This window comes from Nocardiopsis dassonvillei (genome assembly GCF_964273065.1).
Classification (GTDB): Bacteria; Actinomycetota; Actinomycetes; order Streptosporangiales; family Streptosporangiaceae; genus Nocardiopsis; species Nocardiopsis dassonvillei_B.
On the sequence record NZ_OZ186815.1, the window covers coordinates 4,485,063 to 4,509,796 of the forward strand.

21 protein-coding genes are annotated in these 24,734 nt (G+C 73.8%); 12 read left to right on the forward strand and 9 right to left on the reverse strand.

The genetic code is table 11. The features are described 5' to 3' along the window. Positions 1–17: 17 nt before the first annotated feature. Complete coding sequence (locus ACSUPR_RS20130) at positions 18–614, forward strand: hypothetical protein (RefSeq protein ID WP_436886253.1); 597 nt, start codon at positions 18–20, stop codon at positions 612–614. 79 nt (positions 615–693) lie between these two features. Here the strand turns inward: ACSUPR_RS20130 and ACSUPR_RS20135 are convergent, their stop codons facing one another. The 5 genes from ACSUPR_RS20135 to ACSUPR_RS20155 all read right to left on the reverse strand — a co-directional run bounded on the left by ACSUPR_RS20135 (position 694) and on the right by ACSUPR_RS20155 (position 5,716). Continuing rightward, complete coding sequence (locus tag ACSUPR_RS20135) at positions 694–1,707, reverse strand: CPBP family intramembrane glutamic endopeptidase (protein ID WP_436886254.1); 1,014 nt, start codon at positions 1,705–1,707, stop codon at positions 694–696. A 117-nt stretch (positions 1,708–1,824) separates the two neighbouring features. After that, positions 1,825–2,358, reverse strand: coding sequence for a carboxypeptidase-like regulatory domain-containing protein (locus ACSUPR_RS20140; RefSeq protein WP_436886255.1), 534 nt, complete (start codon positions 2,356–2,358; stop codon positions 1,825–1,827). 224 nt (positions 2,359–2,582) lie between these two features. Then, positions 2,583–3,248 (reverse strand): ABC transporter ATP-binding protein, encoded by a 666-nt coding sequence (locus ACSUPR_RS20145; protein WP_436886256.1) that lies wholly within the window; start codon positions 3,246–3,248, stop codon positions 2,583–2,585. Positions 3,249–3,285: 37 nt separating this feature from the next. After that, positions 3,286–5,343 (reverse strand): hypothetical protein, encoded by a 2,058-nt coding sequence (locus tag ACSUPR_RS20150; RefSeq protein WP_436886257.1) that lies wholly within the window; start codon positions 5,341–5,343, stop codon positions 3,286–3,288. Between the two features lie 67 nt (positions 5,344–5,410). Further along, positions 5,411–5,716: a lactococcin 972 family bacteriocin gene (locus ACSUPR_RS20155; RefSeq protein ID WP_436886258.1), complete on the reverse strand. Its 306-nt coding sequence runs from the start codon at positions 5,714–5,716 to the stop codon at positions 5,411–5,413. Between the two features lie 290 nt (positions 5,717–6,006). On the opposite strand from ACSUPR_RS20155, the gene ACSUPR_RS20160 reads away from it, so the two are divergent. Next, the gene (locus ACSUPR_RS20160) at positions 6,007–6,948 is read left to right on the forward strand and encodes a zinc-binding dehydrogenase (protein WP_436886259.1); all 942 of its coding nucleotides are present in this window, start codon (positions 6,007–6,009) and stop codon (positions 6,946–6,948) included. Between the two features lie 110 nt (positions 6,949–7,058). Further along, positions 7,059–7,466, forward strand: a complete 408-nt coding sequence (locus tag ACSUPR_RS20165; RefSeq protein WP_436886260.1) for a VOC family protein — start codon at positions 7,059–7,061, stop codon at positions 7,464–7,466. A 402-nt stretch (positions 7,467–7,868) separates the two neighbouring features. On the opposite strand, the gene ACSUPR_RS20170 is transcribed toward ACSUPR_RS20165, so the two are convergent. After that, a complete protein-coding gene (locus ACSUPR_RS20170; protein ID WP_436886261.1) occupies positions 7,869–10,265 on the reverse strand; it encodes a hypothetical protein in 2,397 nt (798 codons plus the stop codon). A 421-nt stretch (positions 10,266–10,686) separates the two neighbouring features. After that, a complete protein-coding gene (locus ACSUPR_RS20175; protein ID WP_436886262.1) occupies positions 10,687–11,934 on the reverse strand; it encodes a THUMP-like domain-containing protein in 1,248 nt (415 codons plus the stop codon). A gap of 244 nt (positions 11,935–12,178) precedes the next feature. Here ACSUPR_RS20175 and groES point away from each other — a divergent pair, with 244 nt between their 5' ends. From groES to guaB, 4 genes are all read left to right on the forward strand, one after another. Next, positions 12,179–12,490, forward strand: coding sequence for a co-chaperone GroES (gene groES, locus ACSUPR_RS20180; RefSeq protein ID WP_436886263.1), 312 nt, complete (start codon positions 12,179–12,181; stop codon positions 12,488–12,490). Between the two features lie 118 nt (positions 12,491–12,608). After that, on the forward strand, positions 12,609–14,216 hold the full coding sequence (gene groL / locus ACSUPR_RS20185) for a chaperonin GroEL (protein ID WP_436886264.1): 1,608 nt from the start codon (positions 12,609–12,611) through the stop codon (positions 14,214–14,216). A 342-nt stretch (positions 14,217–14,558) separates the two neighbouring features. Further along, a complete protein-coding gene (locus ACSUPR_RS20190; protein ID WP_436892069.1) occupies positions 14,559–15,113 on the forward strand; it encodes a sigma-70 family RNA polymerase sigma factor in 555 nt (184 codons plus the stop codon). A 422-nt stretch (positions 15,114–15,535) separates the two neighbouring features. Next, on the forward strand, positions 15,536–17,029 hold the full coding sequence (gene guaB / locus ACSUPR_RS20195) for an IMP dehydrogenase (protein WP_436886265.1): 1,494 nt from the start codon (positions 15,536–15,538) through the stop codon (positions 17,027–17,029). Positions 17,030–17,090: 61 nt separating this feature from the next. Here the strand turns inward: guaB and ACSUPR_RS20200 are convergent, their stop codons facing one another. Then, positions 17,091–18,554, reverse strand: coding sequence for a PLP-dependent aminotransferase family protein (locus ACSUPR_RS20200; RefSeq protein WP_436886266.1), 1,464 nt, complete (start codon positions 18,552–18,554; stop codon positions 17,091–17,093). Between the two features lie 61 nt (positions 18,555–18,615). Here ACSUPR_RS20200 and ACSUPR_RS20205 point away from each other — a divergent pair, with 61 nt between their 5' ends. The 4 genes from ACSUPR_RS20205 to ACSUPR_RS20220 all read left to right on the forward strand — a co-directional run bounded on the left by ACSUPR_RS20205 (position 18,616) and on the right by ACSUPR_RS20220 (position 22,633). Further along, on the forward strand, positions 18,616–19,785 hold the full coding sequence (locus ACSUPR_RS20205) for a trans-sulfuration enzyme family protein (protein ID WP_436886267.1): 1,170 nt from the start codon (positions 18,616–18,618) through the stop codon (positions 19,783–19,785). 120 nt (positions 19,786–19,905) lie between these two features. Further along, on the forward strand, positions 19,906–21,012 hold the full coding sequence (locus ACSUPR_RS20210) for a GuaB3 family IMP dehydrogenase-related protein (RefSeq protein ID WP_436892070.1): 1,107 nt from the start codon (positions 19,906–19,908) through the stop codon (positions 21,010–21,012). Between the two features lie 152 nt (positions 21,013–21,164). After that, positions 21,165–22,016 (forward strand): lytic transglycosylase domain-containing protein, encoded by an 852-nt coding sequence (locus ACSUPR_RS20215; RefSeq protein WP_436886268.1) that lies wholly within the window; start codon positions 21,165–21,167, stop codon positions 22,014–22,016. A 77-nt stretch (positions 22,017–22,093) separates the two neighbouring features. Then, entirely contained in the window at positions 22,094–22,633 is a 540-nt protein-coding gene (locus ACSUPR_RS20220; protein WP_436886269.1) for a hypothetical protein, read from the forward strand. A 4-nt stretch (positions 22,634–22,637) separates the two neighbouring features. Here the strand turns inward: ACSUPR_RS20220 and ACSUPR_RS20225 are convergent, their stop codons facing one another. Beyond that, positions 22,638–23,132, reverse strand: coding sequence for a MarR family winged helix-turn-helix transcriptional regulator (locus tag ACSUPR_RS20225; RefSeq protein ID WP_436886270.1), 495 nt, complete (start codon positions 23,130–23,132; stop codon positions 22,638–22,640). A gap of 145 nt (positions 23,133–23,277) precedes the next feature. On the opposite strand from ACSUPR_RS20225, the gene ACSUPR_RS20230 reads away from it, so the two are divergent. Next, a complete protein-coding gene (locus tag ACSUPR_RS20230) occupies positions 23,278–24,675 on the forward strand; it encodes an MFS transporter (RefSeq protein WP_436886271.1) in 1,398 nt (465 codons plus the stop codon). The last annotated feature ends 59 nt before the right edge of the window (positions 24,676–24,734 follow it).

Sequence of the window (24,734 nt, forward strand, 5' to 3'; positions counted from 1 at the left end):
CGCAGGAAACGGCGGTCATGGCGTTGCACTCGGCGTTGCGGCGGCGGGGGATCGCCGCGACGGACGGCGACCTGCCGGGATCTGTGCGGGCCGAGTACGCGGGGCGTCGGGTGGACATCCGCTACTCCGACCACCACTGGTGGCGGACGATGCCGGGCGACCCCCGCGTCACCATCCCCATCGCCCCGGAGGGCACCGAGTACACCCTGGCCCGCGACCTCGTCGCCGAACTCCTCGGCCGCCGCGCTCTCACCTGGGCCGACCTCGCACGGCTCACCGCACCCCGCACCCGCCCGGCCCCGGCCGCCGATCGCCTTCCGGGGCCGCTGCCCCGACGCGTCTCCAGCACCCGCAAGAAGAAAGGCAAGGACCCCGCGATGACCTCTCCGCGCACCTCCACCGCAGCGCGCACCGACCGTCCCGCCACCCGCGCCCAGCGGGAGCGGGCCGACGAACTCTTCGACCGCCTCTCCTCCCTCCTCCGCGACGCCGCCGACCCCGACGCCGACACCGCGGCCGTCCTGTGCCACGCGGACCGCGCCTTCGACACCCTCCACAACCACCTCCGCAACGGCGGTGCGCTGCCCAGCCCCTGGCTCGACGCCCGCCGCTGACCGGCGGTGGCCACGGCGACGGCACGGCGGGCCCTCCCCGGTTCGAGGGAACGGGGGAGGCCCGATCGGGGGACACCGGTCAGGCGCTCAGGGGCTCCTGCGGTCCGCCGGAGACGGCGCGGGGGCGGTCGAAGTCCCGCACCCGGATCCGCCCGGTGAGGGCGAGCACCGCCGCGACGGCGACCAGGACGCCCAGGCCCACGAGGCCGCCCAGGCCGCCCGGGTACAGCAGGTCGTCCGTGGGCGTCCCGGCGTCCGCCAGTGCCACGAAGCCGATCGTGTTCAGCGCGTTGTTCGCCCCGTGCGCGAGCACGGCGGGCCACACCGACCCCGAGGCCAGCCGGAACCAGCCGATGACCACGCCCGCGACCACGCAGAAGACCAGGAACAGGGCGACCTGTGCGGCGTCGAACCCGCCGTGCAGGTACTGGATGAGCAGCTGGGGCCCGTGCCACAGCCCCCACACCACCCCGCTCACCGCGAGCGCGGGCCACACCCCCAGCGGCAGGAGCCGGGGCAGCAGGTAGCCGCGCCAGCCCAGCTCCTCCCCGAAGGCGAGCACCAGGGCGGGCACGGACGCCAGCAGGACCATCCCCAGCGCCGCCAGGAAGGCGGTCCACGGGAACCCGGTGGCGGGCATCGTCGCGGCCAGGTCCGGGACGAAGTCCGGAAGGACCCCGCGCAGGCCGGAGAAGTCCACCAGGTCCAGCCGGACGGCTCCGACCAGGCCCGCGGCCAGGGCGGCCGCGAAACCGAGCAGCGGCATCAGCGCGAACGCGAGCAGCGAGTACCCGCCGGCCCGGCGCCACGAGCCCCGGGCGGCCAGGCCCAGGGCGCGCGCGAACCCGGACGGCCGCCACACGAACAGGGTGACGGCGACCGCGGCCAGGGCGGGCGTGAACATGTAGACGGTGGCGGCGAGTCCGTAGGCGGGATCGGCCGGCCCGGTCCCACCGATGAGGAGCGGGGCGTGCACCGCCCACGCCAGGGCGTACGCGACGGCGACGAAGACGAGGATCTCGCGGAGGGGCAGGGCCCGGCGGGAGGGGGTCTCCGCCTGTCGGCGGAGCCTGTTTCGAGGGGGTTCGGTCATACGCTCAACGCTAGGAACGCGGCGCCGCCGGTGACATGGGGCGCACGGTCGACCTCACCTGAGGTCCACCGCAGGTCCGCCGGTGGTGCCTCCCGCCGGACGCGGGCGCGGTGGGGGTCAGGACCCCGAGGGGTCGTCGGGAGCGGTGGACGCCGAGGGAGGGGTCCGCTGCGGCGGTATCCCCGGGATCAGGGTGGGAGGATGCGGGGATCCCGTCCCCGGCGGGCTCCCCCTCCCGGACGGTGACACCGGTGTGTGCGGGTCGGATTCCGGGACCTGCGGGAACTCGAAGTCGACGACCAGCTCCCCGCCCTCCCGGACGGCCAGGTCCCTGACGGAGCGCGTGCCGTCCGCACCCTCCCGGCCGTCGAAGCAGTAGGCCGTCAGGGTGTACGTGGCGGCTGGCAGGGGGATGGTGTAGCCGCCGTCTTCGGAGGTGGTGTATCCCATCTCCGTCATGGCCGGGGCCGGGTGGGAGGTCACCTCCGGGACCATCCCGCAGCCCGCGATCGGTGCTCCGGAGGTGTCGGTGACCGTCCCCGACACCGTGCCGGTGCCCCGGGTCCCGCAGCCGGTAGCGAGGAGCACGGCCATGGCCGTGCCTGCGGCAGCGGCCGTCGACAGGGAGCGGAAGGACGGGTTTCGGACCACGGGGGCACCTCGCAGAAGCGGTCGGTGGCGGGGCTCGGAAGGCTCGTGGGAGGGCGTCCTCACGCTCCGGACGCCGGTGAGGTACGCGCCCTGGCGGTGGGGCGGGGCTTCGATGACCCGGGAGGGCGGCGCGGAACCCCGGGCCGGGGGAAGGCCTGCCGGGGGCGGCCTCCGTTCGGGAGAGGCCGCGGCGGAGGCGCGGTGGGCGACGAGGGAGCGCCCGGTCACAGGCCGGTGTGGGCCAGGCCCACCTCGCGCCCGCAGGCCTCCACCACCGCGCGGTCGTGGGTGGCGATGACGATCGTCCTGCCCGCCTCGTTCATCCCGCGCAGCAGGTCGAGCACCACATCCCGGTTGTCGGCGTCCAGCGACCCCGTCGGCTCGTCCGCGAGCACCACCTCGCAGGGCTTGAGCATCAGCCGGGCGATGGCCACCCGCTGCTGCTCGCCCCCCGACAGGGAGAACACCTTCCGCTCCTCCGTTCCCGCCAGCCCCACGTGCTCCAGGGCCTCGGCCATCCGCTCCCTCTTCGAGCCGGCCGCCCCGACACGCGGTGCGTAGGCGAGCGCCACCTCCAGGTTCTCCCGCACCGTCGCGCTCTCGATCAGCGCGAAGTTCTGGAACAGGTACCCCAGGTGCGAGCGCAGGTACTTCTTCGCTCCCCGGCTGCGCGGCCGCGGCGCGCGCTCGCCCAGCAGTCGGACCTCGCCGCCGTCCGGGGCCTCCAGCAGGCCCATCAGGTTGAGCACCGTGGACTTGCCCGAACCGCTCGCCCCCGTGACCGCCACCATCTCCCCGGCCCCGACCGCGAGGTCGAAGCCGTCGAGCACGGCCCGGCCGCCGTACTCCTTGCACACGCCGCGCAGCTCGCAGTGGGTCGTCGTCGCCATCCAGGCGGTTCCTCTCCTTGTGTTCCAGAACCCTCGGTCAGGCCTGGGAGGCGCCTTCCCGGACGATCCGGTGATGGAAGTACGCCAGTACCGCCAGCACGACGGCCGGTACCGCGACACCGGTCGCCACGGACAGCGCGAACTGCGTCTGGGCCCGTAGCACGTCCGGCTCGAACACCCCCAGCTCGATGACCCGGAACCCCGCCAGGGCGTCCCACAGCCCCTTGGCCGCGTAGCCGGTGAACAGCGCCACCAGCCCCGCCTCCACCAGCAGGAACCCCCGGTGCGTCGCAGCGAACGACCACCCCGAGATGTGCCGGGCGAAGATGTGCTGCGCCCGCGCCCGGGTGTACACCAGGCAGGCGGCGACGGAGGTCAGGACCAGCACCGCGGCCGACGCCGCCAGGTTGAACACGCTCATCCGCAGGTCCCCCAGCCAGCGGCCGTGGTCCAGCGCCGCCCGCTCGGGGATGGACTCCACCGCGACCAGGTAGGACGACAGGGGTGCCTCGGAGGCGTCCCGGGCGGCCGCGTCCCCGTCGAGGAAGATGATGCCGCCGCTGGAGGCGATGATGGAATACGTCCCGCCTCCGTAGTACCCCAGGGGGTGGACGATGACCACCGGGTCGCTGAGGACCGGCCGGATGCTCCAGGTCAGGTCCGAGGTCGTGGCGTAGGTGGGGAACGCGCGCCCGTCCGGGTAGGTGAGGACGGTGACCGGGCCGCCGCGGTGTCCCTCGGCCGCGAAGTACTCGACGTTGTTCCGCACGCCCTCCACCAGGAGATCGGAGTACCCGGTCAGGGATTCCGGCACCAGGATGCGCACCCCGGGTTCGGACAGCACATCCTCGCCCACGTCGACCCCCGCGTGCGCGAGATAGGTCTCGTTGACCGACAGCACGTCGAATCCGGTGGCGCGGACCCCGGGCGCCAGTACGGCCTCCGCGAGTTGCTGCTCGACCATGATCACTTCGCCGCGTGCCTCGGCCTCCACGATCCAGGGGTCGACGATGGTCTCGTAGGCTTCGAACGACTCCTCCATGCCTGCGCCGCCTCCGATACGGGGCGCCCCCATGTCCTCGGTGCCGGTCAGGGTGTGGAGTCCGGCCCGGTGCTCGGCCACCCGCTCCCCGTAGGTGAGGGTGGCGGCCGCCGCGGACAGGACCAGCGCCACCGACGCGATCCGTACCGCGTACACCGACACCGCGACGCTGCGCACGGGCAGCCGCCCCTTGGTCGCGGTGGGCACGGGGGTGAGGTGCAGGAGGGCGAGGGCGGCGGCGTGGGAGCCCAGCGCCGTGACCAGGAGCAGGCATGCGAGCACGGTGGTCACCGCTGCCAGTTCCCCCACACGGGCGAAATCGTTGTACCACCAGAGGAAGGCGGCGAACACGGCCGTGCCCGCGGGCGCCAGGGTTCCCCAGAGCCGGGAGAACCCGCGCAGGTCGGCGGCGAGGATACGGGTGTAGGAGTGGCCGTGCAGCCTTTTGACGCCGTAGGTCCGGGCGTTGAGCAGGACTCCGGCACCTGCGGTGACGACCACGCAGGTCAGGGTCAACAGCAGCATGGTGCCGAGTGCGTCGTTGAAGGTGACGGTGGCCGGATACAGGGTCAGGGCCGGCGGGGACAGGTCGATCGTGCCGACCAGGCCGATGGACCCCAGGGTTTCCAGGACCAGTTCCGCGTCGGCCGCTGTGCCCTCGACCCAGTAGGACCCGCGCGGGTCGTCCTCGTCCAGCTCTGCCAGGGCGTGGACCCGGAGCCGCGGTACGGGGGTGAAGTTCGGGTAGCCGTCCTCCGCCCAGGAGTGCATGGCGCTCCCCGGAGAGGAGGAGAGCACGTACAGTTCCATCCCCCCTTCGAGGTCGCGGGGGGCGGCACGGGTGGCCATGACGGAGATCGCGTGCTCTTCGGACAGCGCGGTCAGTGCGGCGACGACCTCTTCCGAGTCCGCACCGCCCTCGTTGCCATCGATACTCAGGTAATGGATCGGTCCGAAGTCGTTGTACCTGTGCATGGCGGCCATGGTGAGGAATCCCAGGACCATCGCCATGACGATCGCCGTGGCGTGGACGAAGGCGAGGATGCGGTGCACGGGACCTCTCAGCGGAAGGGGCCGCTGCTGCGGCCCCCGTGTGTGGGGGATCAGGGCGGTGGGGTCATCAGCACTTGTTGTAGAAGGCCTCCTCGATATGGCGCGAGGTGTCCTGGAGGGAGGCGAACGCCCAGACACGGGCGGGAGCCCTGTCGGTGTCCTTGTCCGAGGTTCCCCGGCGGGCGACGGTCGCCGTGTGACAGGAGGTGTTGTGCAGGTACTGCGAGTGCGCGGTGCCGTTCTGGGTGCCGTAGCGCCAGGTGCCGCCGCCCGCGGAGACCTCCCGGAGGGCGGCCAGGGCCGCGCCGGTGCCCATGGAGAAGAAGACGGTGGCGAGCAGGGCGACGACCGTGCTCTTGCGGAAACCGGACATGGGGGCTCCTTCCACCCGGCGCGGTGCCGGGTGACGAGTGGGGTGCCGGGGGCCTTCGACAGCAAAACGTGAACGCGGGATCGCCGCAAGCGGCTGAAATGCCCGGTTCTCCAGGCCCTCTCGGAGGTACCGCGTCCCATCTGCGCCGATTCCGAGGGCCACCCAGCGGCGCTGTCCGCATCCGGCCACCGGTGCGCGGTCCCCGGCCGCCGACGTGCGGCCGCCCCGCTCGCGGAACACGTCCCCCGGCGGGCTAGAACTCGGTTCGGTGGATGTGGTCGACTACGGACATGTTCGCGATCACAGCAGCACGCTCCTCCTTCGACGACCCCCTGTCCGCCCTGGAGGCCGGTGAGCGCCCCGAGCCCGAGCCCCGTGACGGGTGGGCGGCGGTCCGGGTCAGGGCCGCCTCCCTCAACCACCACGACCTGTGGAGCCTGCGCGGGGTGGGCCTGCCCGCCGAGCGCCTTCCGATGATCCTGGGCTGCGACGCGGCCGGGGTCGACGAGGACGGCAACGAGGTCATCGTCCACGGCGTCGTCGAGGACGGCGCGGGCCGTCCCACGATCCTGTCCGAGAAGTACGACGGCACCTTCGCCGAGCAGGTGCTCGTGCCCCGGGCCAACCTGCTGCCCAAGCCACCGGAGCTGTCCTTCGAGGAGGCCGCCTGCCTGCCCACGGCATGGCTGACCGCCTACAGCATGCTGTTCGGCAAGATCGACCTGCGCCCCGGGTCGACGATCCTCGTGCAGGGCGCGGGCGGCGGCGTCTCCGTCGCGCTGGTCAGGCTCGCCGCGCAGGCCGGGCACCGGGTGTACGTGACCAGCCGGGACGAGGCCAAGCGCAAGAAGGCCCTGGACCTGGGCGCCTACGCGGCGGTGCCGACCGGGGAGCGGCTGCCCGAGCGGGTGGACGCGGTGTTCGAGTCGGTGGGCCAGGCCACCTGGGCGCACTCGGTGCGTGCCCTCAAGCCCGGCGGCGCCATCGTCGTCTGCGGCGCCACCAGCGGCGACGCGCCTCCCGCCGAGCTGACCCGGGTGTTCTTCCTCCAGCTGCGGGTCATCGGCTCCACGATGGGGACCAGGGACGAGCTGGCGAACCTGACGGAGATGTGCGCCCGCACGGGGGTGCGGCCGGTCGTCGACCGGGTGCTGCCGCTGGACCGGGCGGCCGAGGGGTTCCGGGCGATGGCCGACGGCGAGCTGTTCGGCAAGGTCGTCTTCACGGTCTGAGCCCGTTCCCGGATCGCGGGGAGTGGAGGACGGAACCCGTCCTCCACTCCCCCTAGCGTCTTCCCCACGGGCAGGAACCGCGGACCGCGCGGGGAACGAAGGGGACCACCATGCTGCGAGGACTCACCACCGTCACCCTCTGGGCCGACGACGTCGCCGAGGCGGCCCGCTGGTACGCCGGGGTGCTGGGCACCGACCCCTACTTCGAGCGGCCCGGCAACGGCCTGCCGCCCGGGTACGTGGAGTTCCGGATCGGGGACCACCAGCACGAGCTGGGCATCGCCGACCGCCGCTACGCGCCGCCCGCCGGCCACACCGGCCCCGGCGGCGCGGTCGTCTACTGGCACGTGGACGACGCGGAGGCGGCGCTGGCCCGGCTGGTGGAGCTGGGGGCGAAGGAGTACGAGCCGGTCACCGTGCGGGGCGAGGGCTTCGTGACGGCGTCGGTGGTCGACCCCTTCGGCAACGTCCTCGGGGTCATGTACAACGCGCACTACCTGGACATGCTCCGGGCCTGAGGGGCGGGTCGGCGGGTTCCGGCCGCGGGGGAGGGCGGGGCGCGGTCCCGGCCCTGCGCAAGGCCCCGCTTTCCCGTCTCGGAGACGGTCGGGGGCGCGGGCGCGCCCCGGGGGCCTGGACGCGGGGGAGGCCGGCCCGCGGCCCGCGCTCTCCGCCGGGTGCCGCTCCCCGCCGTGTGAACACCGCGGCGCGGACCCCGTCGGCGGGCACCGCTCCCGGGCCGGGCCCCGGCGCCGCCAGGGGCGCAGGACCGCCGCCCGGGCCCCGGACACGGCCGGAGGACGCGCCGTCCCCTCCGTCCTCGGGTGCGGCGCGGGCCCCGGACCCGCTCCACCGCCGGGAACGCGAAGGGGCGGGGCACCGCCGGCGCCCCGCCCCCATCGCGATCCCGCGGACGCGGTCTACTCGTCGTCGTCCTCGTCGTCCCGGCGGCGCTTGCGCTTGGAGCCGCCGGCCCCGACCGAGCCGCCGCCCTCGCGGCCCGGCCGCAGCAGGGCCTCCGCCAGGGCCAGCACCGTCTCCTCCAGGGAGGAGAAGCGCTTGGTGATGTCGTCGTGGGAGTTCTCGACCGCCTCGGTGACCGTCTCCTCCAGCTCGTGCCGGTCCGGGCGCTGCTTCAGCTCGCGCAGCACCGGGGCGACCGCCGAGGTGACGTGCTCGTCGATCTCGTCGAGCTTGTCGCCGTGGTCGATCTGGGGGCGCTCCACCAGCTCGGTCAGGCGGCGGTGCAGCTCGCTGACCTCCATGGTCTGCGGGAGCTGGTTGAGGCGCTGGTTGAGCGCCTCCAGCCTGTCGTCCACGGCCTCCAGCCGGCCGTCGACCCCGTCGAAGTGCCCGCTGACGCCCTCGAACTGGCCCTCGACCCCGTTGACCCGCCCGTCGATGCCGTCCAGGCGGCCGTTGATGCCGTCCATCCGTCCGTCGATCCGGTCGATCTTGCCCTCGAGGCCCTCGAACTGGCCCTCGAAGTGCCCCTCGAAGGTGTCGAAGCGGTCGGTGAGGCGGCCCAGCTCGTGGTCGACCTTGCCGGTGATCTGGGCGAGGTGGCCGTCCACCTTGGTGGTGAGGGCCTCGCGCTGGCGCTCCAGGCGCTCGTCCAGGGCGGTGCGGTGCGTCTCGACCTGCTCCGTCAGCGCCTCGGTGAGGGTCCGGGACCGGTCCTCGGCGTCGGTGGCCAGGCGCGCGGAGCTCTCCGCCACGAACGTGCGCAGCTCCTCGAACCCAGCGGCGACCCGCTCCGCGTCCTCGGTGATCCGGGAGGCGAGGGCGTCGGTGCGCTCGGTGAAGGACGCGTCCATGCGCTCGGCGGACGCCTCGGCGCGCTCGCGGGCCTCGGTGCGGCCCAGCTCCAGCTGCTCGTCGAACTCGGACAGGCGCTGGCGCAGGTGGGTGCGCAGGTCCAGCAGCGAGGTCTCGTGGTCCTTGCGCAGGGAGGCGACGGCGCCGGTGGCGTCGGCGACGGCGGCGGTGGCCTCGGCGTGGTTCTCCTCGACCAGGGTGGTCAGCTGGGTGACGCCGTCGGAGACCCTGGCGGCCAGCGCCTCGTGCCGCTCGACCAGGGAGTCGTGCCGCTCGCCCGCGGCGGCGGCCAGGGCGGACAGCTCGCCGTTCAGCTCACCGGTGTTCTCCTGGAGGCGGGCCAGCAGGGCCTCGTGCTTCTCCTCCAGCGCGGTGGACAGCTCCGTGCGGGCGGCGGTGACGGCCTCGTTCAGCTCCGCGGCCCTGGTGTCGGCCTGCCCGCTGAGCGCGGTGCGGGCCTCGCCCAGGGCCTCGGTGAGGGCGGTGCGGCCTTCGGTGACGGCCTCGGCCAGCTCCGTGCGGGCGGCGGTGACGGCCTCGGCCAGTTCCGCGGCCCTGGTGTCGGCCTGCTCGCTGAGCGCGGTGCGCGCCCCGGTGACGGCCTCGGCCAGCTCGGCGGCCCTGGCGTCGGTGTGCTCGGTGAGCGCGGTGCGCAGTCCGTCGGTGCGCTCGCCCAGGTCGGTGCGGGCCTCGCCCAGGGCCTCGGTGAGGGCGGTGCGGCCTTCGGTGACGGCCTCGGCCAGCTCCGTGCGGGCGGCGGTGACGGCCTCGTTCAGCTCCGCGGCCTTGGTGTCGGCCTGCTCGCTGAGCGCGGTGCGGGCCTCGCCCAGGGCGCCGGACAGTTCCTCGCGGGCGCCCGAAACGGCCTCGGTGAGGGCGGTGCGGCTCTCGGCCAGAGCCTCGGCGAGCTCGGTGTGCCGGGTGCCGGAGGTCTCGGCGAGCGCGGTGAGCGACGCCTCCACGGCCTCGGTCCTGCTGCTGAGCGCGGACAGGGCCCCGTCGAGGGCGTCCAGCCGGGACTCGAAGGCCTCCGAGAGCGAGGCCAGCCGCTCGCCCAGCTCGCCGACCTGCTCGGCGGTCCGGTTCCCGGTCTCCGACATGCGCTGGAGGCGGGTGAGCGCGGTGTCCAGGTGCCCGGCGATGCGGTGGGTGTCCGCGCGCAGGGACGGCATGTCCGACAGCGGCTTGACCTGGCGGCCGACGACCTCGATGTGCTCGGCCAGGGTCTCGGCCCATTCCGGGGGCCGGGCCAGGAAGTCGTCGATCCGGCCGTCGACCGCGGTGATCGACTCGGCGAGGGAGGCGAGCTCGCGCTCGCGCAGCTCACGCAGGAGCCACTCCATGCCCTCCAGGCGCTGGCGCATCTCCTCGGTGACCGCACCCTGCGACTTCTGCTCGGAGTCGTGCTCGTGGGCCGCCTGGGAGAGCAGGTCGCGCATGCGGTCGGAGATCCCGGCCTGACCTCCTCCGTTGAGGAAGTTGTGATTGCTCTGTTCCACCGAGGTGCTCCTTGTTCTCTCTGGCGCTCCCGACACCTGGCCCGGGGGAATGGACGGTGGGTGTTCCGGGCAGGTCGGGTTCTCGATGGTCCCCGGGCGGGCGGCGGTCCCGCAGGTGTTCATGCCCCAATGTGATCAGAGTGTGACTGTGCGTATACACACGAGGCAAAGGCGCAGTGCCGACCGAACCGCGTTGCGGATCACTCACGCACGGCCTTCCGGGTGGACCCATGAGAAGGGAGGGAATCGCGGAGCCAGTCTAACGACCCGGAGCGCCCGCTCCCCAGGGGATGAGGAAAGATATCGGCCCGTGAGATAACGATCCGATACTTCGGTTCCTACTCTGGGTGACCGGGCCGTCTCCGGTGCTCCGGCCCATCGCCCCTGGTCAGGCCCGGGGGGCCGTCCCGCCGCTCCGGCCCTAGCGTCCCGCGGCGGGCAGCTCGCGGCACAACAGGGCGAAGGGCCGCTCCCCGATCCGGGTGAGCACGACCGTCGCCGTCCCCGGGCCGGAGGCCCGCAGGTCGCGGCGCAGCTTCTCGGTGTCCACCGCCGACCCCCGCTTCATCACCGTCACGGTCCCCACCCCGCGCCCGCGCAGTGCGGCCCTGACCCGCTTGAGGGAGAAGGGCAGCACCTCCTCCACCTCCAGCACCCGCCACAGCGGGGAGCGCACCGCCGTTTCCGCGGTGAAGTAGGCGATCCGCTCGTCCAGCAGCGCCCCGTCCACCCGGGCCGCCGCCTCGGCCACCAGGTGCGAGCGCACCACCGCGGGGTCCGGGTCGTACAGGTACCGGCGGGCCGCCGCCACCGGCGCCGGGCCCAGGCCGGGGTCCTCGTCCAGGTGGGTCCGCGAGCCGTCCCGCTCGGACAGCGCCGTCGCCCGGCGGCGCGGCCCGCCCGCCAGGGCGCCGAACCACAGGGCCGCCTCCTTCAGCTCCCCGTCCACCGAGATCCACTCGGTGTCCGCGGTCGGGGGCAGCGCCTCGTGCGGGATGCCGGGGGCGGCCTTCAGGCACGCGGCCCCGGCGCCCTCGGCCAGCGCCACCGCCACGTCCCAGGGCGGGGAGTAGGCGGCGGGGTCGAAGACCCGGCCGCGCCCGCCGCGCCGGGCGGGGTCGCACACCAGCAGCGGGTACTCGCCCGGGGCGACCTCGGTGACGTCCCCCCGCCGCACCCGGGCGGTGTCCGCCAGGCCCAGCGCCTCGATGTTGGCCCGGGCCACCGCCACGGTCGCCGGGTCCAGGTCCACGCCCTCCACCGGCACGCCCCGGGCGGCCAGCGCCAGCAGGTCCGCGCCGATCCCGCAGCACAGGTCGCCCGCCGGGCCCGCCTGCGCCGCGGTGCCCGCCCGGGCCGCGATCCGCTCGGCCCGGTACGCCGCGACCGACCCGCGGGTGGACTGCTCCAGCCCGTCGGGGGTGAAGAACATCCGGTCGGCCCGGGGACCGAACTTCGCCCGTCCGCGAACACGCAGTGAAATCTGGGTGAGGACCGCGTTCACCAGCTCTGAAACGGGTAGGTCGGGGTCGAGGGCGGCCACCCGCGGGTCCTCGCGCAACCGGGAGGCCGCCGTCAGCGCGTCCCGGGAGGCCGCTTCGGCGTCCACCGAAGCCAGGACGTCCCGGCCCGCTCCGGTCAGCAGGGCCTCGAACGCGGACACGCGCATGGAACTCCTTCACACGGTGGTGCCGGCCCGCTCGGGTCCGGGTCCGGCGACGTCACTGACCAGGGGTCACGGCCACATTTCCATTCTGGCACTCTCGGGGGTAGAGTGCTAATCGCGACGAGGCCGGTCTGGCACCCGCGACGACAGGCCGCCGCGGTCGCCCCTTTTTCGCAGCCGGTCCGCGCCATTCCCGTGCGCGGATCGGAGTACTGGACACCGAAAACCTGAAGGGGGAGGTCACACAGTGTCGACCGCCACCAAGACCGTGCTGAAGCCGCTCGAGGACCGCGTCGTGGTCAAGGCCCTGGAGGCCGAGCAGACCACCGCCTCCGGCCTGGTCATCCCGGACACCGCCAAGGAGAAGCCCCAGGAGGGCGAGGTCCTCGCCGTGGGCCCGGGCCGCTGGGACGACGAGGGTGACAAGCGCATCCCGCTGGACGTGAAGGTCGGCGACGTCGTCCTCTACAGCAAGTACGGCGGCACCGAGGTCAAGTACGACGGCGAGGAGTACCTGGTGCTCTCCGCCCGCGACCTCCTCGCGGTCGTCGAGAAGTAGTCCTCGACGCGGCCCGTTCACACGGGTACGGAACAGTTTCCGCATCCCGCACCGGTCGGCATCTCGCCGGGCGGGCGGGATGCTCGCTTTTGGCCAGGTCTACCAAGGAAGAACCGGAATGCCGAAGATCCTGGAGTTCGAGGACGACGCCCGCCGCGCCCTCGAGCGGGGCGTCGACCGCCTTGCTAACGCCGTCAAGGTGACGCTGGGCCCGCGCGGCCGCAACGTCGTCATCGACAAGAAGTTCGGTGCCCCCACCATCACCAACGACGGTGTGACCGTCGCGCGTGAGATCGAGCTGGACGACCCCTACGAGAACCTGGGCGCCCAGCTCGTCAAGGAGGTCGCCACCAAGACCAACGACGCCGCGGGCGACGGCACCACCACGGCCACCGTGCTGGCCCAGGCGCTGGTCCGCGAGGGCCTGCGCAGCGTCGCCGCCGGCGCCTCCCCGATGTCCCTGAAGAAGGGCATCGACGCCGCCGCCGTGCGGGTGTCCGAGATCCTGCTGGAGCGCGCCCGCCCCGTCGAGGAGCGCGCGGACATCGCCTACGTCGCCACCAACTCCGCCCAGGACGCCCAGATCGGCGACCTGATCGCCGAGGCGTTCGACAAGGTCGGCAAGGACGGCGTCATCACCGTCGAGGAGTCCCCGACCTTCGGGCTGGACCTGGAGTTCACCGAGGGCCTCCAGTTCGACAAGGGCTACATCTCGCCCTACTTCGTGACCGACGGCGACCGCCAGGAGGCGGTGCTGGAGGACGCGCAGATCCTCATCAGCCAGGGCAAGATCTCGAACCTCAACGAGCTGCTGCCGCTGCTGGAGAAGATCGTCCAGAACAAGAAGCCGCTGCTGATCATCGCCGAGGACATCGAGGGCGACGCCCTGGGCGCCCTGGTGCTCAACAAGATCCGCGGCACCCTGAACGTCGCCGCGGTCAAGGCGCCCGGCTTCGGCGAGCGCCGCAAGGCCATGCTCCAGGACATCGCCGTCCTCACCGGCGGCCAGGTCATCGCCGAGGAGGTCGGCCTGACCCTGGAGAACGCCGACGTCGACGTGCTGGGCACCGCCCGCCGCGTCACCATCACCAAGGACACGACCACCGTCGTGGACGGCGGCGGTGAGCAGTCCGAGGTCGAGGACCGCATCTCCCAGATCCGCAAGGAGATCGAGGCCAGCGACTCCGACTGGGACCGCGAGAAGCTCCAGGAGCGCCTGGCCAAGCTGGCCGGCGGCGTCTCGGTGCTGCGCGTCGGCGCGGCCACCGAGGTCGAGCTCAAGGAGAAGAAGCACCGCCTGGAGGACGCCATCTCGGCGACCCGCGCGGCCATCGAGGAGGGCATCGTCGCCGGTGGCGGCGCCTCCCTGGTGCACGCCTCCACGGCCCTGGACGACCTGGGCCTGACCGGCGACGAGGCCACCGGCGTGGGCATCGTGCGCCGCGCCCTGGTGCAGCCCGCCCGCTGGATCGCCGAGAACGCCGGCGCCGAGGGCTACGTGGTGGTCCACCGCATCTCCGAGCAGGAGGTCGGCCACGGCTACAACGCCGCCAAGGGCACCTACGGCGACCTGACCGCCGAGGGCATCATCGACCCGGTCAAGGTCTCCCGCTCGGCCGTGCAGAACGCCGCCTCCATCGCGGGCATGCTGCTGACGACCGAGGTGCTGGTCGCGGACAAGCCCGAGGACGAGGGCGACGACGACGGCCACGGCCACGGCCACTGAGGGGCCGGGCAGGGTTCCTCCGTCCGCGGACGGTGACGGTGGGCCGGCCCGGGGGTTCCCGGACCGGCCCACCGGCCTGTGTGGAGAAGTCCCGGCCCGCACGTATGCTCAGGGGTCTCAGGAGGTGTGCACTATCACGCACGCCTCGGGTTTGGCCGCGCGCCTCGGGGTGTTTTCGGGTGAATTTTCCAAAACGTAACCATTCCGTAGTTGGTGATTGGAGCGGTCAGGTCCGCCGACGGGGGCATGATCACTAGCGTGACGGATGCAAGCGCCCGGGGGGGCGCCACCGCGCAGCGGCCAGGAACACCGGGGGACCCCGATCCCTCGCGCGACACCGGCCTGAACCGACTGGGATCACGTGCGGTCCGGGGTGAGGACGGCGCCATGGACTCACTGCTCCGCGAGGTCCGGCCCATGGTGGTCCGCTACTGCCGTGCCCGCCTGGCCCGGGTGTCCGGGCTGGCGCACTACTCCGACGACGTGGCGCAGGAGGTCTGCATCGCCCTGCTCTCCGCGGTCCCGCGCTACCAGGACCGGGGGCGCCCCTTCGCCTCGTTCGTCTTCGGCATCGCCGCCCACAAGGTGGCCGACACCCTGCGCGGCGCGGGCCGGGTGGAGCTGGTCTCCACCGAGGCCGTTCCGGACCGGCCCGACGAGGCGCCGGGGCCGGAGGAGGCGGCGGTGCGGGTCATCGAGGCCCAGCGCGCACGGGAGCTGCTCGACGAGCTCCCCGAACAGCAGCGCCGACTGCTGGTCATGAGGGTGATAGCAGGACTGACGGCGGATGAGACGGGACATGTACTTGGAATGTCGGCGGGCGCGGTACGGGTCGCCCAGCACCGGGCTATCGCTCGGCTTCGGCAGGTGGCCGTGGCGAACCGCCTCCTCCCCTGAGCGGGCCGGGCGCCCGGGCGACGGGCGCCGCCCCTGTCCCGACCGCCCCCGCGTGCACACGGCCTGCCGGGCCCTGGGCCCGGTCCGGTTCGTCCCGCGCCGCCGCCACTGACACCGCCTCCGCCCGCCGTGCCCGCGGCCGCCATGGCGCGCGCCACCCGGCGGCCGGGAAGAACGCGCCCGTGCGCGGGCGTTGACCTGGGCAGGGTCCTTCCGGCCCGCGGCCGTTCCACCGGCCTCCCGTCCGGTCCCATCTCAAACAGTGAGACTGGTCACTTTCCCGCCCCGGTGGCGGGGAGAACGCCCCGTTCCCCCCGAGCGGACCGGGGCGACGACCTAGGATGAGACGACACGCGGGGGCGAGCACCGCGCGGAGGCGCCGGAGGGCCGGCGTGCCGGAGCGAAGCAGCGGAGGTTGTGTCATGGGTCAGGAGAACATCGGCGACTACGGGGACAAGCTGCTGCCGCCGGGGTTGACCTACGACGACGTGCTGCTCGTGCCGGCCTACTCCGACATGCAGCCCGGCGAGGCGACCACCGCCACCCGCCTCTCCCGCAACATCCGCCTCAACATCCCGCTGCTCTCCGCCGCCATGGACACCGTGACCGAGGCCCGCATGGCCGTCGCCATGGCCCGCCAGGGCGGCGCCGGCGTGCTGCACCGCAACCTCTCCGCCGAGGACCAGGCCGCCCAGGTGGACCTGGTCAAGCGCTCCGAGGCCGGCATGGTCACCGACCCGGTCACCTGCAAGCCCGAGGACACCCTCGCCGACGTCGAGCGCCTGTGTTCGCACTACCGGATCTCCGGTGTCCCCGTCACCGACGCCTCCGGCCGCCTGGTGGGCATCGTCACCAACCGCGACATGCGCTTCGAGAGCGACCGGGGCCGCCTGGTCCGCGACGTCATGACCACCGAGAACCTGGTCACCGCCCCGGTCGGGGTCAGCCGCGAGCAGGCCTTCCAGCTGCTGCGCCGCAACAAGGTCGAGAAGCTCCCGCTGGTGGACGCCGAGAACCGCCTGCGCGGCCTCATCACCGTCAAGGACTTCATCAAGAGCGAGCAGTACCCCGACGCCACCAAGGACGCCGACGGCCGCCTGGTCGTCGGCGCCGCCGTCGGTGTGGGCCCGGAGGCCACCGAGCGCGCCAGGCTCCTGGTCGAGGCCGGGGTGGACTTCATCGTCGTGGACACCGCCCACGGCCACTCCGCCGGGCTCGCCGACATGGTCGCCAAGCTCAAGGCCAACTCCCGGGCCGACATCGTCGCGGGCAACGTCGCCACCCGCGCCGGCGCCCAGCTGCTCGTGGACGCGGGCGCCGACGCCGTCAAGGTCGGAGTGGGCCCCGGCTCCATCTGCACCACCCGCGTCGTCGCCGGAGTGGGCGCCCCGCAGCTCACCGCCATCCTGGAGGCCGCCAGGGCGTGCGGCCCGGCCGACGTCCCGCTCATCGCGGACGGCGGGCTCCAGTACTCCGGCGAGATCGCCAAGGCCATCGCCGCCGGCGCCAGCAGCGTCATGCTCGGCAGCCTGCTGGCGGGGGTGGAGGAGAGCCCCGGCGAGCTCATCTTCATCAACGGCAAGCAGTTCAAGGCCTACCGCGGCATGGGCTCGCTGGGCGCCATGCGCGGCCGCTCCTTCTCCAAGGACCGCTACGCCCAGGCCGACATCTCCTCCGAGGACAAGCTCATCCCCGAGGGCATCGAGGGCCAGGTGCCCTTCCGCGGCCCGCTCCAGGCGGTCGCCCACCAGCTCGTCGGCGGCCTGCACCAGTCCATGTGGTACGCGGGCACCCGCACCCTGGACGAGCTGCGCGAGCGCGGCCAGCTCATGCGCATCACCAGCGCGGGCCTGCGGGAGAGCCACCCGCACGACATCCAGATGACCGTCGAGGCGCCCAACTACAACGGGCGCTGACACCGCTGGCGCCGCGGCGCAACGGGCCGCCCGGAGCCCCCCGGGCGGCCCGTTCCCGTCCTCAGACGGCCATGACGCGCGGCGGCCCGGTCCGCGGTCCCCCCGCGATGCGGTAGTGCTCCCAGGCCTCGGCGATCCGCCGCACGGCGGCGTCCAGGGTCTCCTCCGGGGCGAGGAAGGGCAGGCGCAGCCAGGCCTCCCCGCCGCCCCCGGGGCACAACGCCGCCCCGGGCAACAGGGCCACCCCGCGGCGCAGCGCGACCTGCGCGAACGACGCGGAGTCCCCGTGCGGCATGCGGACCCACAGCGTCTGCCCGCCCGCCGCGGGCGTGTACCGCCAGTCCGGAAGCTCACGGTCCAGCCCGGCCGCCAGCCGGTCGTGGCGGGCCCGCAGTTCCTCCCGGCGGCGCCGGACCAGCGCGTCGGGATCGCGCAACAGCGAGGCGGCGGCCAGCTGGGAGGCGACGTCCCCGCCGATGTCGGAGAGCGCCTTGGCGCGGCGCAGCCGGTCCATCACCGGCGGCCGGGCCCGGATCCAGCCCACCCGCAGCCCGCCCCAGGCCAGCTTGCTCAGCGAACCGACCGTGACGATCCGCTCCCCTCCCGGATAGGAGGCGAGCGGCCGCGGCGGAGGCCCCTCGAAGCCCAGGTCGACCAGGGTCTCGTCGTCGACGACCAGCAGCCCGTGCGCCCCGGCCGCGGCGGCGATCCGCCGCCGGTCCAGCGGCGCCAGGACCGCCCCGGTCGGGTTGTGGAACGAGGGCACCAGATAGGTCAGGGCCGGTCCGTCGGCCATCGCGGCCAGCAGGGCCGGGACGTCCACGCCCCCGGGCCCCGTGTCGACCGCGCGCACCTCGGCCGCGGCCTCGCCGAACAGCGCCAGCGCCCCCGGGTAGGTGGGGCGCTCGGCGACCACGGTGTCCCCGGGCAGCACGTGGCGGCCCACCAGCAGGTCCAGCGCCTGCTGAGCGCCGGTGGTGACGAGGACCTCGTCGGGTGAGGTGGGCAGCCCCCGCGCGGTGAACCGGTCGGCGACGGCCTCCCGGAGCTCCGGCAGCCCGGCGGGGTGGTAGCCGATGTCGTCGGAGAACCCGGCCAGCCGCACGACCGCCTCCCGGTACGCCGCGCCCAGTTCGGGCGGCGGGGAGTCGGGGGCCGCACAGGTCAGCACCAGGGCCCCCGGGAGCGGTTCGAACATGCCCAGGAACGCCGTGCCGTACCGCGGGACCCCGCCCGCGCCCGGTTCGGCGGCGGCGCGGGGGGCCACGGCGGTACCGCTTCCCCGGCGGCGGACCAGTACGCCCTCCTCGCGCAGCAGGTCATAGGCGCGGACCACGGTGCCGCGGCCCACGTTGAGGTGCGCGGCCAGCGGCCGCTCGGCGGGCAGCCCCGTGCCCGGCGCGAGCGTCCCCTCCCCGGCCAGGGAGCGGATGCGCGCGGCCAGGAGCGAGTAGAGCGGGCCGCGCCCGGCCGCCCAGCGGCCGAGCAGGGAGGACAGGTCGCCGGCACTGATCGGATCGCCCATGAGGCCAATCGTGCCGGATTGGCTCTGCCGCCGGAGGGGCGGCCCGGCCAGAGTTGATCCCATGACACGACCCGGCACGAGAACCGTCCACCAGCCCCTGCCCGAGACCGGGGGCAGCACCCCGCTGCGCGTGCCCCTCTACCAGGGGCACACCTTCTCCTTCGCCGACACCGACACCATGGCCGAGGCGTTCGCGGGACCGGGCGCCCCGTACGTCTACAGCCGTTACGGCAACCCGACCATCGACGCCCTGGAGGCCGCGGTGGCCGACCTCGAGGGCGGAGCGGGAGCGATCGCCTCCGCCTCGGGGATGGGCACGATCTCGGCCACGCTCTGGGCCCTGCTCGACACCGGATGCCACGTGGTCGCCCAGAACCGGCTGTACGGGGGGACCCAGGGCCTGCTGGAGGCCCTGCGCGCCCGCTGGGGGATCGAGGTCACCCAGGTCGACGCCGGGGACCCGGAGGCGGTGCGCTCCGCGCTGCGCCCGGACACCCGGGTGCTGCTCCTGGAGACCATCGCCAACCCGACCGGGCGGGTGGTCGACCTGCCCGTGCTCACGGCGCTCGCCAGGGCCGTCGGCGCCACGACGATCGTGGACAACACCTTCGCGACCCCCCTGCTGTGCCGCCCCGTCGAGTACGGGGCCGACATCGTCGTCCACTCGGCGACCAAGTACATGGGCGGCCACTCCGACACCACCGGGGGCGTGGCGGTGTTCGCCGACCCCGGCACCCTGGGGACGGTGCGCGAGCGCACCGCCGAATTCGGTGCCGTCATGGACCCCTTCGCGGCCTGGCTCGTCTCCCGGGGGCTGAGCACGCTCGCGGTGCGGGTGGAGCGGCACTGCGCCAACGCCGGGGAGCTCGCCGCGCGGCTGGCGGCGCACCCCGCCGTCGCCCGCGTCCACTACCCGGGCCTGCCCGACGACCCCGCGCACACGACGGCGTGCCGGATCCTGGACGGCGGGTTCGGGGGAGTCCTCGCCTTCGAGCCGGTCGGCGGGCTCTCCGCGGGCCGGTCGTTCGCCTCGCGGGTGCGGCTCGCCGCGCTCGCCCCCTCACTGGGCGACGTCCGGACGCTGGTCCTGCACCCGGCAGGCACCTCGCACCGCGAACTGGACGCGGAGGGACTGGCGAAGGCGGGGATCTCCGAGGGGCTGATCCGGGTGAGCGTGGGCATCGAGGACGTCGAGGACCTGTGGAAGGACATGGAGCAGGCCCTGGCGTGAAGGGGGAGGAGCGGGGCAGGCCCGCTCCGACTCCCGGGCCGATAGACTCTCGGCGGTAGTGAACGCACCGGTCGCACCGGCCGGGGCAGCACGTCAGAGGGGATCGAAGCGTTGGCTCAGGTGGAGATCGGGCTGGGCAAGAACGGGCGCCGGGCCTACGAGCTCGACGAGATCGGCATCGTGCCCGCCCGGCGCACGCGCGACCCGGAGGAGGTGTCGATCGCCTGGCAGATCGACGCCTACCGGTTCGAGACGCCGCTCGTGGCCAGCCCCATGGACAGCGTCGCCTCGCCGGAGACGGTCGTGGCGATCGGCCGCCAGGGCGGTCTGGGCGTGCTCGACCTCGAGGGCCTGTGGACCAGGTACGAGGACCCGGCGCCCCTGCTGGCGGAGATCGGCGAGCTGGGCGACGTGGCCGCCACCAAGCGGCTCCAGGAGATCTACGCGGCCCCCATCCAGGAGGAGCTGATCGGCCGCCGGATCGAGCAGATCCGCGACGCGGGCCTGGTCACCGCGGCCCGGCTGTCCCCGCAGCGCACCGCCCAGTACCACAAGGCGGTCGTCGACGCGGGCGTGGACATCTTCGTGATCCGCGGCACCACGGTGTCCGCCGAGCACGTGTCCGGGCGCGCCGAGCCGCTCAACCTCAAGCAGTTCATCTACGACCTGGACGTCCCGGTCGTGGTCGGCGGCTGCGCCACCTACACCGCCGCCCTGCACCTGATGCGCACCGGCGCGGCGGGCGTCCTGGTCGGCTTCGGCGGCGGGTCGGGCCACACCACCCGCTCCGTGCTGGGCGTGGCGGTGCCGATGGCCAGCGCCATCGGCGACGTCGCCGCCGCCCGCCGCGACTACCTCGACGAGTCCGGCGGCCGCTACGTGCACGTCATCGCCGACGGCGGCATGACCACCAGCGGCGACATCGCCAAGGCCCTGGCCTGCGGCGCCGACGCCGTCATGGTGGGCTCCCCGCTGGCCCGCGCCACCGAGGCGCCCGGCGCCGGCTACCACTGGGGCAGCGAGGCCCACCACGGCGAGCTGCCGCGCGGTGAGCGGGTACGGGTCGGCACCATCGGCGACCTGTCGGCGATCCTGCACGGCCCGGCGTCCACCAGCGACGGCTCCATGAACCTCATGGGCGCGCTCCGCCGCACCATGGCCACCTCGGGATACACCGACCTCAAGGAGTTCCAGCGGGTCGAGGTCGTGGTCAACCCGCACCGCTGACGGGTTCCGCGGGGGCGTGCCGGGGAACCGGCGCGCCCCCGTTTCCGTTGTGCACCCGGAAGGGCCCGAACACCGGTGTGCAACCATGATCCGGCCGTCGGCATCACAGGACCCGACGGACCGAACAGTCTTCCGGAGGAAAGGGGCGGGCTTTGGGGCGAGGTAGCCGCGGCAGGCGGGGCAGGGGTCCGCTCATCGCCGTCTGCGTGACCCTGGCGCTGTGCCTGGTGCTGACGGGCGGGGTGCTCTTCGCCGTCGACCGGATCTCGCGCTCGCTCTCCGACTGGGAGCCCCCGGCGGCGGACGGGCCGCTGGACGGCACCATCGAGACGCCTCCGCACGACGAGCTCACCGGACCACCCGCGCTCGCCGAGGTCAACCGGGCCGAGACGGGACCGGACGCCGCGGCGGGCGCCGACGAGCAGCACACCCCCGTGAGCGGGCAGCGCCCCGCCGACGACTGGCTGGAGCAGGTGTCGGCGGCCACGACCATCCCGGTGCGGGCCCTGGAGGGCTACGCCGGGGCCCAGCTGGCGCTGACCGAGGAGCTGCCCTCCTGCAACCTGTCGTGGCCGACCCTGGCGGGCATCGGGTTCGTCGAGTCGCGGCACGGCACGTACGCGGGCGGTGAGATCGGCGAGGACGGCGTCACCACCGTGAACATCATCGGCATCCCGCTGGACGGTACCAACAACACCCGGGCGATCCCCGACACCGACGGCGGTGTCCTGGACGGCGACACCGAGTGGGACCGGGCGGTCGGCCCGATGCAGTTCATCCCCCAGACCTGGGCGCGGTGGGGGGTCTCCGCCTCGGGCGGCGAGCCCGACCCGCACCAGATCGACGACGCGGCCCTGTCCGCCGGGCGCTACCTGTGCGAGGACGGCCGGGACCTGAGCACCGCGCAGGACTGGGAGGCGGCGATCCTGTCGTACAACCGCTCCCCGGAGTACGTCGCCGACGTCCTGGCCTACGCCCACGCCTACGCCGACGCGTCGGCGTAGGACCCGGTCCGGCCCGCCGGGTCCCACGGAACCGGGGGCGCCGTCGGGGTCCGGCGGGACCGCGGGAGAATCCGGGTGTGGACACGAGACGGGCGCTGCTGCGCCGCATCCGGATCTGGATCTCCCTGTTCGTCGTCGGCCTGGTGCTGAGCGGGGTCACCGCCTTCCCGCTGCCCGCGGAGGTGCGCCTGCTGGACTCCCTGCTGGCGGGCCCGTTCGCGCCGGTGTCCGAGGCCGCCCCCTGGCTGGCCGACTGGGTCGCCCGGGTGCGGGTCGGCCTCGACGAGGTCGAGTCGGCGTACCCGTTCGTCCTCTACGGCACCGACTGGCTGGCGTTCGCGCACCTGGTCATCGCGGTGGCGTTCATCGGCCCCTGGCAGGACCCGGTGCGCAACATCTGGGTGATCCACTTCGGGATGATCGCCTGCGCGATGGTGGTGCCGCTGGCGCTGGTCTGCGGGCCGATCCGGGGCATCCCGTGGCTGTGGCAGCTCGTCGACATCTCGTTCGGCGTCTTCGGGATCATCCCGCTGCTCATCGTGCACCGGCTCATCCGCCGCCTGGAGGCGGCCACCGCCGCGGTGGAGCCGCGGGCGGGCGCCGCGGCGGCGGCCTGAGGCCTCAGGCCTGCCGGAGGACCCGGGTGGCGTGCTCCAGCGCGTCCGGGGCCAGGTGCCCGAGCAGCGTGCGGGAGATGTCCAGCAGCTGGGCCCGCTGCTCCGGGTCGAGCAGGTCGAACATGTTCTCGCGCATGCTGCGCACGTGCTCCACCCCGGCGGTGCGCAGCGTCTCCATGCCCTTGTCGGTGAGCACGGCGAACCAGCTGCGCCGGTCGCTCTCGCAGTGGACGCGCTCCACGAACCCGCCCTCGGCGAGCTTGCCGACGGCGTGGGAGATGCGGCTGGGGCGGGTGTGGGTGATCTCCGCGAGCTCGCTCATCCGCAGGGACCGCCGGGGCGACTTGGAGAGCAGCACCAGCAGTTCGTAGTAGGTGAGGGGGAGGCCGGACGCCGCCTGGACGTCCCGCTCCACCCGCTGGTCGAGCAGCCGGAACGCCAGTGTGGCCGCGTCCCAGGTCCGCTCCTCGTCCGTGTCGAGGCATCCTTGTTCGCTCATGCCGAGATGCTACCACGCTGGATTGTTGCGTACTGAAGTACCTGTGGGTTAGTGTCGCCCTGGAAGTTCCGGTGCTGAACCATTGGCAAATGGTACTGCGCTGAAATATTCAGTGCTGTAGTGCATTCGGGAAGGAACACCGCACATGACCCCCGCAGACCTCAGGCCCGCCCCTGCGGCCCGCCCCCGCGCCGCCGGCGCCGCGGCCCTGGCCCTGCTGGCCACCGCCCACTTCACGCTCTCGCTCGACTTCAACGTCGTCTACATCGCCCTGCCCGAGATCGGCCGCGACCTGGGCCTGGACGGGGCCGCCCTGCCCTGGGTGGTCAACGCCTTCGCCCTCGGCTACGGCGGACTGCTGCTCCTGGGCGGCCGCGCCGTCGACCGGCTCGGCGCCCGCCGCATGCTGGTCCTGGGCGCCCTGCTGCTGGGCCTCGCCTCCGTCGCCGGAGCCCTGGCCGCCCACGCGGGCGTCCTCATCGCCGCACGCGCCGTCCAGGGCCTGGGAGCCGCCGCCCTCTTCCCCGCCACCCTCGCCCTCATCGGCACCGCCTTCCCCGCCGGCCCCGAACGCAACCGGGCGATGGCCGTGTGGGGTTCGGCCGGAGCCTTCGGCGCCCTGGCCGGGGGAGCGGTCGGCGGCATCCTCACCAGCGCCTTCGGCTGGCCCGCCGTGTTCTGGGCCCTGGTCGCGCCCGCCCTGGCGGTGGCCCTGCTCGCCCCCCGCCTGCTCCCCGCCGACCGGCACCGCCCCGACCCGCGCGGATTCGACCTGCCCGGCACCTCCCTGGTCACCGCGGGCGCCCTCCTGCTGGTGCTCGGCGTCTTCCGCATCCAGGAGTCCGGCTGGATCTCGCCCGACGGCGGCGGCGCCCTGCTCCTGGGCCTGCTCGCCCTCGCCGCCCTCGCCCCCGTCGAACGCCGCTCCGCCGACCCGCTGCTGCCCGCCTCCCTGCTGCGCGACCGCCACCTCCTGGTGTCCATGGTCCTGGTCTTCGTCCTCATGGGCGTCGTCGGCACGCTGCACTACGTCTACACCAACCACGTCCAGGTCACCCTGGGCATGGACCCCCTCGCCGCGGGCCTGGGCTTCCTGCCCCAGGGTGTGGCGGCCATGCTCGGCTCTGCCCTGCTGCTGCCGCGGATGCTGAACCGGTGGGGCACCCGCGCCGCCCTGTTCGCGGGGACCGCCGGTGTCGGCCTCACCTCCGCGGCCTTCGCACTCGCCCTGGCCGTCGACTCCTACTGGGCGGTGCTGCCCGTCGTGGTCCTGCTCGGCGTCACCGCGGGCACCGTCTACCCGGCCGTGTTCGCCGCCGCCGGCAGCGGGGTCGGCGAACGCGAGCAGGGCGTGGCCTCGGCCGCGGCCTCCACCGCCCAGCAGGTCGGCGGAGCCCTGGGCCTGGCCGTCCTGGCCGCCCTCGCCGGGGCCTGGGGCGGGCTGGGCACCGCATCCCTGGTCGGCGGCGCCGCCGCCGTCGCGGTCGCCTTCGCCGCCCTGCTGCTGCCCCGCCGCGGTGCCGGCCGGTCCTCCGCCGGGTGACCCGACACCACGCGTGGCGTTCCGCGCGGCGGCCCCGGGCCCGGTTAGCCTGGGGGCGC